This window comes from Pseudomonas paralactis (genome assembly GCF_001439735.1).
Taxonomy (GTDB): Bacteria; Pseudomonadota; Gammaproteobacteria; order Pseudomonadales; family Pseudomonadaceae; genus Aquipseudomonas; species Aquipseudomonas paralactis.
Map to the genome: position 1 here is coordinate 431,299 of NZ_JYLN01000003.1, position 16,372 is coordinate 447,670.

14 protein-coding genes are annotated in these 16,372 nt (G+C 58.8%); 12 read left to right on the forward strand and 2 right to left on the reverse strand.

What is annotated here, in order from left to right:
• Positions 1 to 365 precede the first annotated feature (365 nt).
• The 8 genes from TX23_RS10170 to TX23_RS10205 all read left to right on the forward strand — a co-directional run bounded on the left by TX23_RS10170 (position 366) and on the right by TX23_RS10205 (position 7,607).
• The gene (locus TX23_RS10170) at positions 366 to 1,709 is read left to right on the forward strand and encodes an OprD family porin (RefSeq protein ID WP_057702059.1); all 1,344 of its coding nucleotides are present in this window, start codon (positions 366 to 368) and stop codon (positions 1,707 to 1,709) included.
• A gap of 275 nt (positions 1,710 to 1,984) precedes the next feature.
• A complete protein-coding gene (locus tag TX23_RS10175; protein WP_003195267.1) occupies positions 1,985 to 2,623 on the forward strand; it encodes a peroxiredoxin in 639 nt (212 codons plus the stop codon).
• A 318-nt stretch (positions 2,624 to 2,941) separates the two neighbouring features.
• Positions 2,942 to 3,535 (forward strand): NADPH-dependent FMN reductase, encoded by a 594-nt coding sequence (ssuE, locus tag TX23_RS10180; protein WP_057702060.1) that lies wholly within the window; start codon positions 2,942 to 2,944, stop codon positions 3,533 to 3,535.
• Positions 3,536 to 3,631: 96 nt separating this feature from the next.
• Complete coding sequence (locus tag TX23_RS10185) at positions 3,632 to 4,600, forward strand: sulfonate ABC transporter substrate-binding protein (protein ID WP_057702061.1); 969 nt, start codon at positions 3,632 to 3,634, stop codon at positions 4,598 to 4,600.
• A 25-nt stretch (positions 4,601 to 4,625) separates the two neighbouring features.
• Positions 4,626 to 5,774: an FMNH2-dependent alkanesulfonate monooxygenase gene (gene ssuD, locus TX23_RS10190; RefSeq protein WP_057702062.1), complete on the forward strand. Its 1,149-nt coding sequence runs from the start codon at positions 4,626 to 4,628 to the stop codon at positions 5,772 to 5,774.
• 9 nt (positions 5,775 to 5,783) lie between these two features.
• Positions 5,784 to 6,569 (forward strand): aliphatic sulfonate ABC transporter permease SsuC, encoded by a 786-nt coding sequence (ssuC, locus tag TX23_RS10195; RefSeq protein ID WP_057702063.1) that lies wholly within the window; start codon positions 5,784 to 5,786, stop codon positions 6,567 to 6,569.
• Positions 6,566 to 7,372, forward strand: coding sequence for an aliphatic sulfonates ABC transporter ATP-binding protein (gene ssuB, locus TX23_RS10200; RefSeq protein ID WP_057702064.1), 807 nt, complete (start codon positions 6,566 to 6,568; stop codon positions 7,370 to 7,372). Before ssuC ends, ssuB begins: the two co-directional genes overlap by 4 nt.
• A gap of 19 nt (positions 7,373 to 7,391) precedes the next feature.
• Positions 7,392 to 7,607: a TOBE domain-containing protein gene (locus TX23_RS10205; RefSeq protein ID WP_003176783.1), complete on the forward strand. Its 216-nt coding sequence runs from the start codon at positions 7,392 to 7,394 to the stop codon at positions 7,605 to 7,607.
• 601 nt (positions 7,608 to 8,208) lie between these two features.
• On the opposite strand, the gene TX23_RS10210 is transcribed toward TX23_RS10205, so the two are convergent.
• Both TX23_RS10210 and TX23_RS10215 read right to left on the reverse strand, forming a co-directional pair.
• Positions 8,209 to 8,838, reverse strand: coding sequence for a TetR/AcrR family transcriptional regulator (locus tag TX23_RS10210; RefSeq protein ID WP_057702065.1), 630 nt, complete (start codon positions 8,836 to 8,838; stop codon positions 8,209 to 8,211).
• Positions 8,839 to 9,060: 222 nt separating this feature from the next.
• Positions 9,061 to 10,437 carry a glutamine synthetase family protein gene (locus TX23_RS10215; protein ID WP_003213894.1) on the reverse strand — a complete coding sequence of 459 codons (1,377 nt, stop codon included), beginning with the start codon at positions 10,435 to 10,437 and terminating at the stop codon, positions 9,061 to 9,063.
• Between the two features lie 597 nt (positions 10,438 to 11,034).
• Between TX23_RS10215 and TX23_RS10220 the strand changes: the two genes are divergently transcribed.
• The 4 genes from TX23_RS10220 to TX23_RS10235 all read left to right on the forward strand — a co-directional run bounded on the left by TX23_RS10220 (position 11,035) and on the right by TX23_RS10235 (position 16,364).
• Entirely contained in the window at positions 11,035 to 12,393 is a 1,359-nt protein-coding gene (locus tag TX23_RS10220) for a glutamine synthetase family protein (protein ID WP_003195249.1), read from the forward strand.
• A gap of 58 nt (positions 12,394 to 12,451) precedes the next feature.
• On the forward strand, positions 12,452 to 13,816 hold the full coding sequence (locus TX23_RS10225) for an aspartate aminotransferase family protein (protein ID WP_057702066.1): 1,365 nt from the start codon (positions 12,452 to 12,454) through the stop codon (positions 13,814 to 13,816).
• A gap of 149 nt (positions 13,817 to 13,965) precedes the next feature.
• On the forward strand, positions 13,966 to 15,060 hold the full coding sequence (locus tag TX23_RS10230; RefSeq protein WP_057702296.1) for a polyamine ABC transporter substrate-binding protein: 1,095 nt from the start codon (positions 13,966 to 13,968) through the stop codon (positions 15,058 to 15,060).
• Between the two features lie 209 nt (positions 15,061 to 15,269).
• Positions 15,270 to 16,364, forward strand: coding sequence for a polyamine ABC transporter substrate-binding protein (locus TX23_RS10235; RefSeq protein ID WP_057702067.1), 1,095 nt, complete (start codon positions 15,270 to 15,272; stop codon positions 16,362 to 16,364).
• The last annotated feature ends 8 nt before the right edge of the window (positions 16,365 to 16,372 follow it).

The window sequence follows — 16,372 nt, forward strand, 5'->3', positions numbered from 1 at the left end:
CGTCGCCTTTTTGATCGTGAGTGACGTATGCAACCGTACGGGCACACTAATCGATCTAAAAAAGCACTGGTAAATACCCTTTAGGAATTAGCTTATGGAGCGGTTCGTCTTAGTCGACAAGCCCGCTTCACGCATCTGCTTATTCCCGAATAGTATGAAAAAGAATGAAACAATTCTTTTTGGGTGTATGAAAAACTCATTACCCTGCAGGGACCAAATCAACTGCGATTAGACGAAGGTAGTAGACACACAAGGTTACGATTGACTTGCTAGTCACTATCTGGCGCTAATCGCGCATCTGTGGATCCAGGGCGTCAGACCCGGGACCAAAGAAATACAAAAATTAGAAATGAGAGGAGCGGTACATGAAGAAGTCCACCTTGGCTGTGGCTGTAGCTTTGGGCGCAATCGCCCAGCAAGCAGGCGCTGCCGGTTTCATCGAAGACAGCAAGGCCACACTGGGCCTGCGTAACTTCTACATCAACACCGATAACCGCGAAGGCACGGCCAATCCGAGCCGTAACGAAGAATGGGGCCAAGGCTTCGATCTGCGTTTCATCTCCGGTTACACCCAAGGCACCGTTGGCTTCGGTCTTGACGCTATCGGCCTGCTGGGTGTTCGCCTGGATTCCGGCGGCGGCACCAACGGCGCGACTGCCAGCTCGTATGGCGGCACCGTCTTCCCGAGCAAGTCCAATGGCGAAGCCGTTGATAACTACTCCAGCCTGGGCCTGACCGCCAAAGCCAAGATCTCCCAGACCGAATTGAAGCTGGGTACCTTGCAGCCCAAGCTGCCGGTCATCGTGACCAACGATGGTCGTATGCTGCCGCAAACCTTCCAGGGTGGTCAGATCACCTCCAGCGACATCAAGGACCTGACCCTGGTTGCCGGCCAGATCGAAAAAGCCAAGGGCCGTAACTCCAGCAACAACGAAAGCCTGTCCATCTCCGGCGCCAACAGCCGCGGCGCGAACTGGCGTTCGAGCAACAAGTTCTACTACGCCGGTGGCGACTACAAGATCACCAAGGATCTGACCGCTCAGTACTACTACGGCAACCTGGAAGATTTCTACAAGCAACACTTCCTGGGCCTGACCCACAACTGGGCTATCGGTCCTGGCGTGCTGAAGTCTGATCTGCGTTACTTCAACAGCTCCGACGATGGTAACAACGGCAACCAGTCCGCCTACTTCTCCACAGGCAACTACGGTGGCGTCAACTCCGGTCGTGGCAAAGTCGACAACAACCTGTACAGCGGCCTGTTCCTGTACTCGGTTGCCGGCCACACCTTCGGTGGCGGTTACCAGGTCAGCAACGGCAGCAGCGACTTCCCTTGGCTGAACCAGGGTGACGGCTCGTCGGCTTACATCACCACCGACATGCAGATCCAGAAGTTCGCCCGTGCCGGCGAGCGTACCTGGCAAGCTCGCTACTCCTACGACTTCGCCAAGGTGGGTGTACCTGGTCTGACCGCTGGTGTGGTTTACCTGAAGGGTGACCATATCGACACCGTCTCCAGCAACCGTACCGAGTTCACCGGCCAGTCCGAGTGGGAACGTGACATCACTGTTGCCTACGTCGTACCGGAAGGTCCGCTGAAAAACGTCGGCGTGGCGTGGAAAAACGCTATGTGGCGCAGCGATATCGCCAGCGCGCGTAACCAGGACGAAAACCGCTTGATCGTCAGCTACTCGATCCCGCTGTTGTAAGACTGTAAAACCTTGCCCGGCGCAATGCCGGGCAAGGTGTGTTGCTTTTTCAAGTCGGGCTCAACCCCCGCAAGCCCTTCCTGAACCCCTCTTTGTTACAGCGACTCAAGGCCTTCTCGAACCTTGAAAACAATGTTGATCGTCGCGTGTGGCCAAGTCCAATGAACACATTTTTAATATTCCTTTATCGTCTAGATAAATCGATATTTATTCTTTTTAAATAATTTCAAATCCATGCACAGTGGGCTCCATAAGCACTCATCAGGAGCCACATCATGAGCCTAAGACTGGGCGACATCGCCCCCGACTTCGAACAGGATTCCAGCGCCGGCAAGATTCGTTTCCACGAATGGCTGGGCGACAGCTGGGGTGTACTGTTTTCTCATCCGGCGGACTTCACCCCGGTGTGCACCACCGAGCTGGGTTTCACCGCCAAGCTCAAGGACGAATTCGCCAAGCGTGGCGTCAAGGCCATCGCCCTGTCGGTAGACCCGGTGGACTCGCATCACAAGTGGATCGAAGACATCAACGAGACCCAGAACACCGTGGTCAACTTCCCGATCCTGGCCGACGCCGACCGCAAGGTCTCGGACCTCTACGACCTGATCCATCCCAACGCCAGTGACACCCTCACCGTGCGCTCCTTGTTCGTAATCGACCCGAACAAGAAGATCCGCCTGACCATCACCTACCCGGCCAGCACCGGGCGCAACTTCCATGAAATCCTGCGGGTGATCGACTCGCTGCAACTGACCGACAACCACAAGGTGGCGACGCCGGCCAACTGGCAGGATGGGGATGAAGTGGTAATCGTGCCGTCGCTCAAGGACGAGGAAGAGATCAAGAAACGCTTTCCCAAGGGCTATCGCGCGGTGAAGCCGTACCTGCGCCTTACGCCACAACCCAATCGTTAAGGCGGATATCGCCATCGCGGGCAAGCCCGGCTCCCACAGTTGACCGCATTCCCCAGTGGGAGCCGGGCTTGCCCGCGATGGCGGCCTCATGAACAGCAAAGGCATCAAGTTGCAAACCGTCTCACACAGCAGGGGTTTTCAGGCCGTTTTCACGGCCTTTTTTTTCGCCTGGGGGTTGGTGAAGTGCTTATGTGTTTATGGAATAAACAAATGAATAAATAAGATTTATAGATATATAAATCTACTGCTAAGGTCTGTTCCATCTTGGCGCCATCGCCGCACAGCGAACCGCCGACACTTGCTCAAGGAATTACCTACATGCTGGTCGTAACACTTGGAGGCAGCCCCAGCCAGCGTTCGCGCTCCGGGGTGTTGCTGGATAAAACCCGTCAGTGGCTGCAACAGCAGGGCGTGGAAGTGGTGAGTTACCAGATACGCGACTTCCCGGCTGAAGACTTGCTGCACGCACGGTTCGACAGCCCCAAGGTCATCGACCTGCTGCAACAGGTGGCCAATGCCGATGGCCTGGTGATCGCCACTCCGGTATACAAAGCATCGTTCTCCGGCGCGCTGAAAACCGTACTGGACCTGCTGCCCGAACGCGCCCTGGCCCATAAGGTGGTATTGCCGATGGCTACCGGCGGCAGCATCGCCCACATGCTGGCGGTGGACTACGCCTTGAAGCCGGTGCTGTCTGCCCTCAAAGCCCAGGAACTGCTCCACGGCATTTTCGCCGAAGACAGCCAGATCGCTTATGGCGAAGGCAGTGCCCAGGCGCAGTTGGTGCCGGTGCTTGAGAAACGCCTGCACGAAGCCCTGGAGCAGCTCTACAGCGCCATGGCCCGACGCCCGAAACCGCTGGACCCGGATGTATTGAATGAACGTTTGTTGAGTGCTCGCTGGAGCATCTGAGCCTTACCCGCAAATCGAGAAGCACTCACCTTACTCAGCCGCCAACGGCCAAGCAGGTGCAGCCAAAACCCTAATCGCAACTATGGAGAGAGCGCCATGCGCACTGTCATCTTGCGTCGTGGTCTGGTCGCACTGTTTGCTGCGGCTGTGTCCTTCGGCGCCATTGTTCAAGCCCAAGCCGCCGAGACGCTGCGGATCGGTTATCAAAAATACGGCACCCTGGTGCTGCTCAAAGCCAAAGGCACGCTGGAAAAACGCCTGGCCGCCCAGGGCGTGCAGGTGCAGTGGACCGAGTTCCCGGGGGGCCCGCAATTGCTTGAGGGCCTGAATGTCGGCTCCGTCGACTTTGGCGTCACCGGTGAAACCCCGCCGGTGTTTGCCCAGGCGGCTGGCGCGGATCTGCTTTACGTCGCCTACGAACCGCCAGCGCCCACCAGTGAAGCGATCCTGGTGCCCAAGGACTCGCCGATCAAATCGGTGGCTGAGCTCAAAGGCAAAAAGATCGTGCTCAACAAAGGCTCCAACGTGCATTACCTGCTGGTGCGTGCGCTGGAAGATGCTGGCCTCAACTACACCGACGTGAAAACCGTATTCCTGCCGCCTGCCGATGCGCGTGCCGCCTTCGAGCGCGGCAGCGTGGATGCCTGGGTGATCTGGGACCCGTACCAGGCCGCCGCCGAGAAACAATTGCAAGCGCGCACCCTGCGCGACGGCACCGGCATTGCCGACAACCACCAGTTCTACCTGGCCACCAAACCCTACGCCGAACAGCACCCTGAAGTGATCAGAGCGCTGGTAGAAGAAGTGCGCGCGGTGGGCGAGTGGTCCAAGGCCAACCCGCAGGAAGTCACCGAACAAGTGGCGCCACTGCTGGGCTTGCCTGCCGATATCACCCTGACCTCGGTAAAACGCCAAGGCTACGGTGCGCTGTTCCTGACCCCGGAAGTGGTCGCCGCCCAACAGAAAATCGCCGACAGCTTCTACCAGCTCAAATTGATCCCCAAACCCTTGAGCATCAAGGACGTGATCTGGACGCCACCCGCCGCGGTTGCCAAAGCGCCGTAACTCGATTTCTTCAGGAGACAACTCCATGAGCCTTAATATTTTCTGGTTCCTGCCTACCCACGGCGACGGCCATTACCTGGGCACCGCTGAAGGCGCTCGCGCCGTCGATCACGGTTACCTGCAACAAGTGGCCCAGGCCGCCGACCGTCTGGGTTTCGGTGGGGTGTTGATCCCTACCGGACGTTCTTGCGAAGACTCCTGGCTGGTGGCCGCCTCGCTGATTCCAGTGACTCAGCGCTTGAAGTTTCTGGTCGCGCTGCGACCCGGGATCATTTCGCCGACGGTGGCCGCACGTCAGGCCGCAACCCTGGACCGCCTGTCCGGTGGCCGTGCGTTGTTCAACCTGGTGACTGGCGGTGACCCGGAAGAGTTGGCTGGCGATGGCTTGTTCCTCAGCCACGAAGAACGCTATCAGGCCTCGGTGGAGTTCACGCGCATCTGGCGCCGAGTGCTCGAAGGCGAAACTGTGGATTACGACGGCGAGCACATCAGCGTCAAGGGCGCCAAGTTGCTCTACCCGCCGATCCAGCAACCACGTCCGCCGCTGTACTTCGGTGGTTCTTCCGAGGCGGCCCAGGACCTGGCGGCCGAACAGGTGGAAATGGTCCTGACCTGGGGCGAGCCACCGGCCGCGGTGGCGGAGAAAATTGCGCAAGTGCGTGCCAAGGCCGCGAAACTCGGACGTACCCTGCGCTTCGGCATTCGCCTGCACGTGATCGTGCGCGAGACCAACGAAGAAGCCTGGAAGGCCGCCGATAAATTGATCTCCCACCTGGACGACGACACCATCGCTCGCGCCCAGGCGTCCCTGGCGCGTTTCGATTCGGTCGGCCAGCAACGTATGGCCGCCCTGCATGGCGGCAGCCGTGACAACCTGGAAGTCAGCCCCAACCTCTGGGCCGGCGTCGGCCTGGTACGAGGCGGTGCAGGCACCGCGCTGGTCGGCGATGGCCCGACGGTGGCGGCGCGGGTCAAGGAGTACGCGGACCTGGGCATCGACACCTTCATCTTCTCCGGTTATCCCCACCTGGAAGAGTCGTATCGAGTCGCCGAACTGTTGTTTCCGCACCTGGATATCGAACGTCCTGAACTGCCCAAAAGCGCCGGTTACGTCAGCCCGTTTGGCGAGATGGTCGCCAACGACATCCTTCCCAAAGCTGCGTCGCAGAGTTGAGGCGCCGTTATGGACTTTGAAAAACTCAGCCATCGCGTGGCGCCCTGGGTGCTGCCGATCTTGTTGCTGGCGGTGTGGCAGTTGTCGGTGTCAGCGGGGTGGTTGTCGACGCGCATTTTGCCGGCGCCCAGTGCGGTGATCGAAGCGGGTGTAAACCTGGTGGTCAGCGGTGAAATCTGGACGCACCTGGCCATCAGCGGCTGGCGTGCAGGCCTGGGCTTTGTGATTGGGGGCAGCATCGGCCTGGCCCTGGGTTTTATCACCGGTTTGTCCAAGTGGGGCGAGCGCCTGCTGGACAGCTCGGTACAGATGATCCGCAACGTGCCGCACCTGGCGCTGATTCCGTTGGTGATCCTGTGGTTCGGCATTGACGAGACCGCGAAGATTTTCCTGGTGGCCCTCGGCACCTTGTTCCCGATCTACCTGAACACCTATCACGGCATCCGCAACGTCGACCCGGCGCTGGTGGAAATGTCGCGCAGCTATGGCCTGTCGGGGTTCAGCCTGTTCTGGCAAGTCATCCTGCCCGGCGCGCTGCCGTCGATCCTGGTGGGTGTGCGCTTTGCCCTGGGCTTCATGTGGCTGACGCTGATCGTGGCGGAAACCATCTCGGCCAGTTCCGGTATCGGCTACCTGGCGATGAATGCCCGTGAATTCCTGCAAACCGACGTGGTGGTGCTGGCCATCGTGATGTACGCGATCCTCGGCAAACTCGCCGACCTGGCAGCGCGTGGCCTGGAACGGGTATGGCTGCGCTGGCACCCGGCGTATCAAGTCAAGGGAGGTGCGGCATGACGGCTCAACAGCCCCCGCGCCTGCTCAAGGGTATTCCCCTGGCGGTGCGCAAGTTGCGCAAATCTTTCGGCACTCGCGAAGTGCTCAAGGACATCGACCTGCATGTTCCGGCCGGTCAATTCGTGGCCGTGGTCGGTCGCAGCGGCTGCGGCAAAAGTACTTTGTTGCGCCTGCTCGCGGGGCTGGATAAGGCCAGTGGTGGCGAGCTGCTGGCTGGCGCTGCGCCGCTGCACGAGGCGATTGAAGACACGCGGTTGATGTTCCAGGAAGCGCGTTTGTTGCCGTGGAAAAAGATCATCGACAACGTCGGCCTTGGTCTTGCGGGCAACTGGCGCCCCAGGGCGCTGGAGGCGCTGGAAGCGGTGGGCCTGGCCGAGCGCGCCAATGACTGGCCGGCAGCCTTGTCCGGTGGCCAGAAACAGCGCGTGGCCCTGGCGCGGGCCTTGATCCACCAACCGCGCCTGTTGCTGCTCGACGAGCCTCTGGGCGCACTGGACGCTTTGACCCGTATCGAGATGCAGCAACTGATCGAAAACCTCTGGCGCAAGCACGGTTTCACCGTGTTGCTGGTGACTCACGACGTCAGCGAAGCCGTGGCGATTGCCGACCGTGTGATTCTGATCGAAGACGGCGAAATTGGTCTCGACCTCGCCGTTGATCTGCCACGCCCACGGGCCCGTGGTTCGCACCGCCTGGCCGCGTTGGAAGCCCAGGTGCTCAACCGCGTGCTGTCGCTGCCTGGCTCACCGCCGGAGCCCGAACCCGTTTCACCGTTGCCGACGCAATTGCGTTGGGCTCAATAATCCACACAGGAAAAACATCATGACTATTAAAGCCATTAACGTGCGTAACCAGTTCAAAGGCACCATCAAGGAAATCGTGGTGGGCGATGTACTGTCGGAGATTGATGTGCAGACCGCGTCCGGCATTGTCACTTCGGTGATCACCACGCGCTCGGTCAAAGAGCTGGAGTTGGTGATCGGTAGTGAAGTGATTGCCTTTGTGAAATCCACTGAGGTGTCGATTGCCAAGTTGTGATTGGCGTCGGCCTTGAGACCGCTATCGCAGGTAAACCAGCTCCCACATCGTGATGTGTGAATGCATTCAAATGTGGGAGCTGGCTTGCCTGCGATGAGCATAGGTATCTACACAACTCTTTGGTGCGACGCCGGACCTGTGGGAGGGGGCTTGCCCCCGATGGCGGCCTAAGAGCCGGCCAGGATGTTGGGCTTTGATCGAGTACATATCCGTTATTTGGGTAACGGCTGCTATTGGTTCCGCTTTTACAGCGGGTCACTTTGGAAAAGAGCCCCAAAGTAACCAAAGGGCTCTTGCCCCACCACTCGGCACCTCGCCTAGGCTCGGTGTGCCCGTAATCCGCCATGGATTTGGGGGGCCGCCGCCACGCGCCATCCATGGCGCGGGGCGGCTAAACCGGCATCCCTGCCGGTTTACCCCCCAAATCCCTGTCGAATTCCGGCCAGCGTGGTTTGATGGGGCGCCTAAGATCAAGATCAAGATCAAAAGCAGAGCAAGAGCAAGAGCGGCTCGCTTCGCATCGTGGTTAGCGTCGGCAGTGGCTACAAAAAGTTGTGTAGATACCCATGCTGCGATGAGCCCGGCCCAGACAGCACTGTCTTCAGCGCTTGGGCAGGTAGGCCGGCAAATAAAGCCCCACATAGGCATCAAACACCCGCATCCCTTCCTCCGCCATGCGTGGCGTAATCAGCCCATGCTGATGCACCGAGCGCGCATACACGCGGTCGCTCAACTCCAGCGCCAGGGCGAACACGTCCACATCGCCGGGTAGCTTCGGCACTTCGAAATGGCGGTTGAACACTTCCAACATCAAATCGCCCAATTCCAGATCGTGCTGGCGGTCGGCCTGTGTCACTTCAGTCAGCCCGTGCTGTGCCAGGATCAACTGACGTGCGGCGGCGTCGTTGCTGTAAACGGTGAGCATACGCTGCTCGACGATGCACGACAGGTCGCGCCAATGCCTGAGTGAATCATGCTCGATCGGCGCCTGGATTGCTGCGCGGAAGGCGGTATGGACATCCGCCGTCAGCGCCTCCAGCAACGCCGGTACTCCGGCGAAAAAGTGATACACCGACGACGCCGGAATTTGCGCACGTTCGGCCACGCTGTAGATCGACAAACCGGCCACGCCTTCGGCGGCCAGCAAGGTGCGGGCGGCTTCAAGGATCGCATCGATCCGGGGCTGGCTGCGGGCGCGGGGTTTGCGAGCAGTGGCGGGACGGGTGGGCATGGAAGTCTCCTACAAGGCAGCGGGCATTGTATGAGCAGGGAGGTGTGTTGTCTTCCAGACCGCCATCGGGAGCAAGCCCCCTCCCACATTTAGATCTGTGAATACATTCAAAATGTGGGAGGGGGCTTGCTCCCGATGAGGCCAATTCGGTCTCCCGGAATAAGCCCATAAAAAAGCGCCACCGACCCTAAGCCTATGGCGCTTCTTCAATGCCGCAACCACTTACACGGTATGCAGGTACCAGTTGTACTCAAGGTCGGAAATGGAGTGTTCAAACTCCTCCAGCTCACTTTCCTTACAGGCAACAAAGATATCGATGTATTTAGGATCGATGTACTTGGCCATCACCTCGCTGTCGTCCAACTCGCGCAAGGCATCGCGCAGGTTGTTCGGCAGGCTTTGTTCGTTCTGCTCGTAGCTGTTGCCTTCCACCGGAGCGCCCGGTTCGATCTTGTTGGTCAGACCGTGGTGCACGCCGGCCAGGACCGAAGCCATCAGCAGGTAAGGGTTGGCATCGGCGCCGGCCACGCGGTGTTCGATACGCACGGCATCGGACGAGCCGGTCGGTACGCGAATCGCCACGGTGCGGTTGTCCAGGCCCCAGCACGGCGAGTTCGGCACATAGAACTGTGCGCCGAAACGACGGTAGGAGTTGACGTTGGGGCACAGGAACGCCATTTGGGCGGGCAGGGTCTCCAGCACACCGCCGATCGCGTGACGCAATGCGGCGTTCTGCTCGGGATCCTCGCTGGCAAAAATATTTTTGCCGTCCTTGTCCAGAATGGAGATGTGTACGTGCAGCCCGTTGCCTGCCTGGCCTGGGTAAGGCTTGGCCATGAAGGTGGTGTCCATCTCATGGTCGTAGGCGATGTTCTTGATCAGGCGCTTGAGCAGTACCGCGTAGTCGCAGGCCTTGATCGGGTCAGCCACGTGGTGCAGGTTCACTTCGAACTGCGCGGGGGCACTTTCCTTGACGATGGCGTCCGCCGGGATGCCTTGCTCCTTGGCGCCTTCCAGAATGTCCTGGAGGCAGTCGACGTATTCGTCGAGGTCGTCGATCAGGTAGACCTGTGTCGAGTGCGGGCGTTTGCCGGAGATCGGCGAGCGGGGCGGTTGAGGGCGGCCGTTCACGTTCTCCTGGTCGATCAGGTAGAACTCAAGTTCGAAGGCGGCGCAGATGGTCAGACCGAGGTCATCAAACTTGCTTACAACCTGGCGGAGCACTTCGCGCGGGTCGGCGAAGAAAGGTTCACCTTCAAGTTCGTGCATGGTCATCAGCAGTTGCGCAGTAGGGCGCTTTTGCCAGGGCTCATTGCACAGGGTGTCGGGGATTGGATAACAGATTCGGTCAGCATCACCGATGTCCAGACCCAGGCCGGTGCTTTCCACCGTCGAGCCATTGATATCCAGGGCAAATAAAGAGGCAGGCAGGTTAATGCCCTTCTCGTAAACCTTGTGGAGGCTGGTGCGTTCGATGCGCTTGCCGCGCACCACACCATTCATATCCGCAATTAGAAGGTCTACGTACAGAACCTCAGGATGATCCTTAAGGAACGCGTTCGCTTCGTTAAGCTGAACGGCACGCGGGGGTACCGACATGATGCAACACCTTTGTTGTTAAAAATATCAATCATTGATCTTTTCTGGTTTCAGTCAACCCGAACGGCTTGCCGAAGTCAAGCGAGGCATTTTTTGCCCTAAAAAAGCACCATGAAGCCTTTTTTGCGGTGTTTTGGGGCGGTTTTTTGGGTTTGGGGGGCTTGGGAACTGCAGGCTTGAGCGGGCCGTGTTGTATTTTTTACGGGGGTGTTGTGTAAAAAAATGAACAAGGCTAAGCTCGATTCAAACCCATAACAGCAATAATACCGGGGTGCTTCATGTTTCACCTGCCGCCAATCGGCGTCTCTGCGTGCTTGCGCCAAACGTTGTGCGCAGTCCGCTCGTCCCGCGTGAATGCTCACGCACCGGCCAATATTCTTGACGGCCCGTCCGACCTCCTCTTTGCCAACGCCTGCGCCACCCACCCACCTTTTTTCGCCGTGCCGATCATGATTCTGCACAACTTTGGCGTGAGGAATGCAACCCTTGGGCAAATGGCAGGTAAGCTCCTACCCTGAATGAACAAACGACGCGGATGCTGCGTCAACCAACGCCTGGCCTTTAATGGATGCCAGGAAACCCAGCCCAGAGGCATTTATGAGTAACAACCTCGACCAGCTCACCGATTGGTTGAAAGACCACAAGATCACAGAAGTCGAATGCATGATTGGCGACCTCACCGGTATTACCCGGGGCAAGATCTCGCCGACCAACAAGTTCATCGCCGAAAAAGGCATGCGCCTGCCCGAAAGCGTTCTGTTGCAGACCGTGACCGGCGACTATGTCGAAGACGACATCTATTACGAATTGCTCGACCCGGCCGACATCGACATGATCTGCCGCCCCGACCAGAACGCGGTATTCCTGGTGCCCTGGGCTATCGAGCCAACCGCTCAGGTGATCCACGACACCTACGACAAGCAAGGCAACCCGATCGAGCTGTCGCCGCGCAACGTGCTCAAGAAAGTCCTCAAACTCTACTCCGACCGCGGCTGGCAGCCCATCGTGGCGCCGGAGATGGAGTTCTACCTGACCAAGCGCTGCGAAGACCCGGACTTCCCGCTGCAACCGCCGATTGGCCGCTCCGGCCGCCCGGAAACCGGCCGCCAGTCCTTCTCTATAGAAGCAGCCAACGAATTCGACCCGCTGTTCGAAGACGTCTACGACTGGTGCGAACTGCAGGAGCTGGACCTCGACACCCTGATCCACGAAGACGGCACCGCGCAGATGGAAATCAACTTCCGTCACGGCGATGCGCTGTCTCTGGCCGACCAGATCCTGGTGTTCAAGCGCACCATGCGTGAAGCCGCGCTCAAGCACGATGTGGCCGCCACCTTCATGGCCAAGCCGATGACCGGCGAGCCCGGCAGCGCGATGCACCTGCACCAGAGCATCATCGACATCGCCACCGGCAAGAACGTCTTCTCCAATGAAGACGGGACCATGAGCCAGCTGTTCCTCAACCACATTGGTGGCCTGCAGAAATTCATCCCTGAATTGCTGCCGTTGTTCGCCCCCAACGTGAACTCGTTCCGCCGCTTCCTGCCCGACACCTCGGCGCCGGTGAACGTGGAATGGGGCGAAGAGAACCGCACCGTCGGCCTGCGCGTACCGGATGCCGGCCCGCAGAACCGTCGCGTGGAAAACCGCCTGCCGGGTGCCGACGCCAACCCTTACCTGGCGATTGCCGCCAGTTTGTTGTGTGGCTACATCGGCATGGTCGAAGGCCATAACCCGAGCGCGCCCGTGGTCGGCCGTGGGTACGAGCGCCGCAATCTGCGCCTGCCGTTGACCATCGAAGACGCCCTTGAGCGTATGGAAAACAGCAAGACCATCGAGAAATACCTGGGGCAAAAGTTCATCACAGGCTACGTCGCGGTCAAGCGGGCCGAGCATGAAAACTTCAAGCGCGTGATCAGTTCGTGGGAGCGGGAATTCCTGCTCTTCGCCGTCTGATGCGCCGGGCGCGTCGTAGGAAAGACGCGCCTTCACCTGAAAAGTCTAGGAGATTGGTATGTCCGGCAACAACCCGCAAACCCGTGAATGGCAAGCCTTGAGCAATGATCACCACCTGGCGCCGTTCAGCGACTTCAAGCAATTGAAAGAGAAAGGCCCAAGGATCATCACCAAAGCCCACGGCGTTTACCTGTGGGACAGCGAAGGCAACAAGATCCTCGACGGCATGGCCGGCCTGTGGTGCGTGGCGATCGGCTATGGTCGCGACGAACTGGCTGACGCCGCCGCCAAACAGATGAAAGAGCTGCCTTACTACAACCTGTTCTTCCAGACCGCTCACCCGCCGGTGCTTGAACTGGCTAAAGTCATTTCCGAAGTCGCACCCGCCGGCATGAACCATGTGTTCTTCACCGGCTCCGGCTCCGAAGGCAACGACACCATGTTGCGCATGGTCCGCCACTACTGGGCGATCAAGGGCCAGCCAAACAAGAAAACCATCATTGCCCGCAAGAATGGCTACCACGGCTCTACCGTGGCCGGCGCCAGCCTGGGCGGCATGACCTATATGCACGAGCAGGGCGACTTGCCGATCCCGGGCATTACCCACATCGCGCAGCCGTACTGGTTTGGCGAAGGCGGCGACATGAGCCCCGAGGAATTCGGTGTGTGGGCGGCCAACCAGTTGGAAGAGAAAATCCTGGAGCTGGGCGTGGACAACGTCGGCGCCTTTATTGCCGAGCCGATCCAGGGTGCCGGTGGCGTGATCGTGCCGCCTGCCACGTACTGGCCGCGCATCAAGGAAATTCTCGCCAAGTACGACATCCTGTTTGTCGCCGACGAAGTGATCTGCGGTTTTGGCCGTACCGGTGAGTGGTTCGGTAGCGATTTCTACGACCTCAAGCCGCACATGATGACCATCGCCAAGGGCCTGACCTCGGGCTACGTGCCCATGGGCGGCCTGATCGTGCGCGACGAAGTGGTGGCGGTGCTCAACGAAGGGGGCGATTTCAACCACGGTTTTACCTACTCCGGTCACCCGGTAGCCGCAGCCGTGGCCCTGGAAAACATCCGCATCCTGCGCGATGAAAAAATAGTCAGCCGTGTACACGACGAAACGGCACCGTATTTGCAGAAACGTCTGAGGGAACTGGCTGATCACCCGCTGGTGGGCGAAGTGCGCGGCGTGGGTATGCTCGGTGCGATCGAGCTGGTGCAGGACAAGGCCACGCGCAAGCGTCATGAAGGCAAGGGCGCCGGCATGATCTGCCGAACCTTCTGCTTCGAGAATGGCCTGATCATGCGCGCCGTGGGCGACACCATGATCATTTCGCCGCCGCTGGTGATCAGCCAGGCAGAAATCGACGAGCTGGTGACCAAGGCCCGTCATTGCCTGGACCTGACGTTGGCGGCATTGCAGGGCTGAGTAGATAAATGCGGGGGCCGGTTGAAAGCGGGCCCCTGAACTTGCCAGACTGTCGTCCTGTTTTGTTGCCCTTTGGCTGGGCCCGAAACATACACAATGTGCGGCCCAAAAAAGAAAAATCGGAGCATCACCCAATGAAGGCATTAGGTTTGAAAAACGCTGGCAAGACCCTCCTGGCCTTGTCCCTGATGGGCGCAATGGCGAGCGCGGCCCAGGCCGCCGATAAAGTGCTGCACGTCTACAACTGGTCCGACTACATTGCACCGGACACCATCGCCAACTTTGAAAAAGAGTCGGGCATCAAAGTGGTGTACGACGTGTTCGATAGCAACGAGACCCTGGAAGCCAAGTTGCTGGCAGGCAAGTCCGGCTACGACATCGTCGTGCCGTCCAACAGCTTCCTTGCCAAGCAGATCAAGGCCGGTGTCTACCAGGAGCTGGACAAGTCCAAGCTGTCCAACTACGACAACCTGAACAAATCCCTGCTCAAGGCCGTATCGGTCAGCGACCCGGACAACAAGCACGCCTTCCCGTACATGTGGGGCTCAATGGGCATCGGCTACAACCCGGAGAAGGTCAAGGCCGCATTGGGCGTGGACAAGATCGACTCATGGGACGTACTGATGAAGCCGGAAAACATCGCCAAGCTGAAAAGCTGCGGCGTGAGTTTCCTCGATTCGCCAACCGAAATGCTGCCGGTAGCGCTGCATTACCTGGGCCTGCCGACCGACACCCAGAAGAAGGCTGATCTGAAACAGGCCGAAGACCTGTTCATGAAAATCCGTCCGTCGATCGGCTACTTCCACTCCTCCAAGTACATCTCCGACCTGGCCAACGGCAACATCTGCGTGGCTGTGGGTTACTCGGGCGACATCGAACAGGCCAAAACCCGCGCAGCTGAAGCCGGGGGCAAGGTCAAGATCGCCTATGACATTCCGAAGGAAGGTGCTGGCAGCTTCTTCGACATGGTCGCCATTCCCAAGGATGCCGAGAACGTCGAGGCTGCCTACGCATTCATGAACTACCTGCTCAAGCCAGACGTCATGGCCGCGATCACCAACAGTGTGCGTTTCCCGAACGGTAATGAGAAAGCCACCGCCCTGGTTGATAAAGACATCACCAGCGATCCGGGTATTTATCCGTCGGCCGAAGTGCAATCCAAGCTCTACGCCATTGCCGACATGCCGGCGGCAACTCAGCGTGAAATGACCCGTAGCTGGACCAAGATCAAATCGGGCAAGTAAGCCTTAAAACCTGTGGGAGGGGGCTTGCCCCCGATGACGGAGTGTCAGTCGGCGATTCTCTCGGATGGTACATCGCCATCGGGGGCAAGCCTCCTCCCACAAATTAGATCAAAGAAAGTTTTGCCGGATCGGTTTATCGAGGGTAAGTTGCGCGCCGGTTTTGTTGCCGGGCAACAACTTTGGGCCCAACTATTTAAGAGGACCTCCACTTGCCAATTTCTTTATTTCGCAAAGCCTTGCTGGTGGGTGCAGGTATCACGCTGGCTGTCAGCGTGCAGGCCGCATCGACAGTGCATGTTTATAACTGGTCGGACTACATCGGCCCCGACACCCTGGCCAACTTTGAAAAGGCCAGCGGCATCAAGCCCGTGTATGACGTGTTTGATTCCAACGAAACCCTGGAAGGCAAGTTGCTCGCCGGGCGCACCGGCTACGACGTGGTCGTGCCGTCCAACCATTTCCTCGGCAAGCAGATCAAGGCCGGGGCGTTCCAGAAGCTCGACAAGTCACTGCTGACAAACTACGCCAACCTTGACCCGGCCCTGCTCAAGCGCCTGGAAAAGAACGACCCGGGCAACCAGTACGCGGTGCCGTACCTGTGGGGCACCAACGGCATTGGCTACAACGTCGATAAGGTCAAGGAAGTGCTGGGCGTCGACCATATCGATTCCTGGGCGGTGTTGTTCGAACCGGAAAACATGAAGAAGCTCGCCACCTGCGGCGTGTCGTTCATGGATTCAGCCGATGAAATGCTGCCGGCCGTGCTCAACTACATGGGGCTGGACCCTAACAGCACCAACCCGGCCGACTACAAGAAGGCTGAAGAGAAGCTGCTCAAAGTGCGGCCCTACGTGACTTACTTCCATTCCTCCAAATACATTTCGGACCTGGCCAACGGCAACATTTGCGTGGCCGCCGGTTTCTCCGGTGATGTGTTCCAGGCCAAGGCCCGCGCGGCCGAGGCGGGCAAGGGCGTGAACATCGCCTACGCAATTCCCAAGGAAGGCGGCAACCTCTGGTTTGACGTACTGGCGATCCCCAAGGATGCGAGCAACGTTAAAGAGGCTCACGCCTTCATCAACTATTTGCTGCAACCTGAGGTGATCGCCCAGGTCAGTGATTACGTCGGTTACGCCAACCCTAACCCCGGGGCGGACAAACTGATGGAACAATCGATACGCACCGACGCAGCGGTTTACCCACCGCAGGCGGTTCTCGAGCGGACATTCGTCAACTTCGAGCTACCCCCGAAAGTGCAGCGTTTAATGACCCGTAGCTGGACCAAGGTCAAGACGGGCAAGTAAGGCTCAAA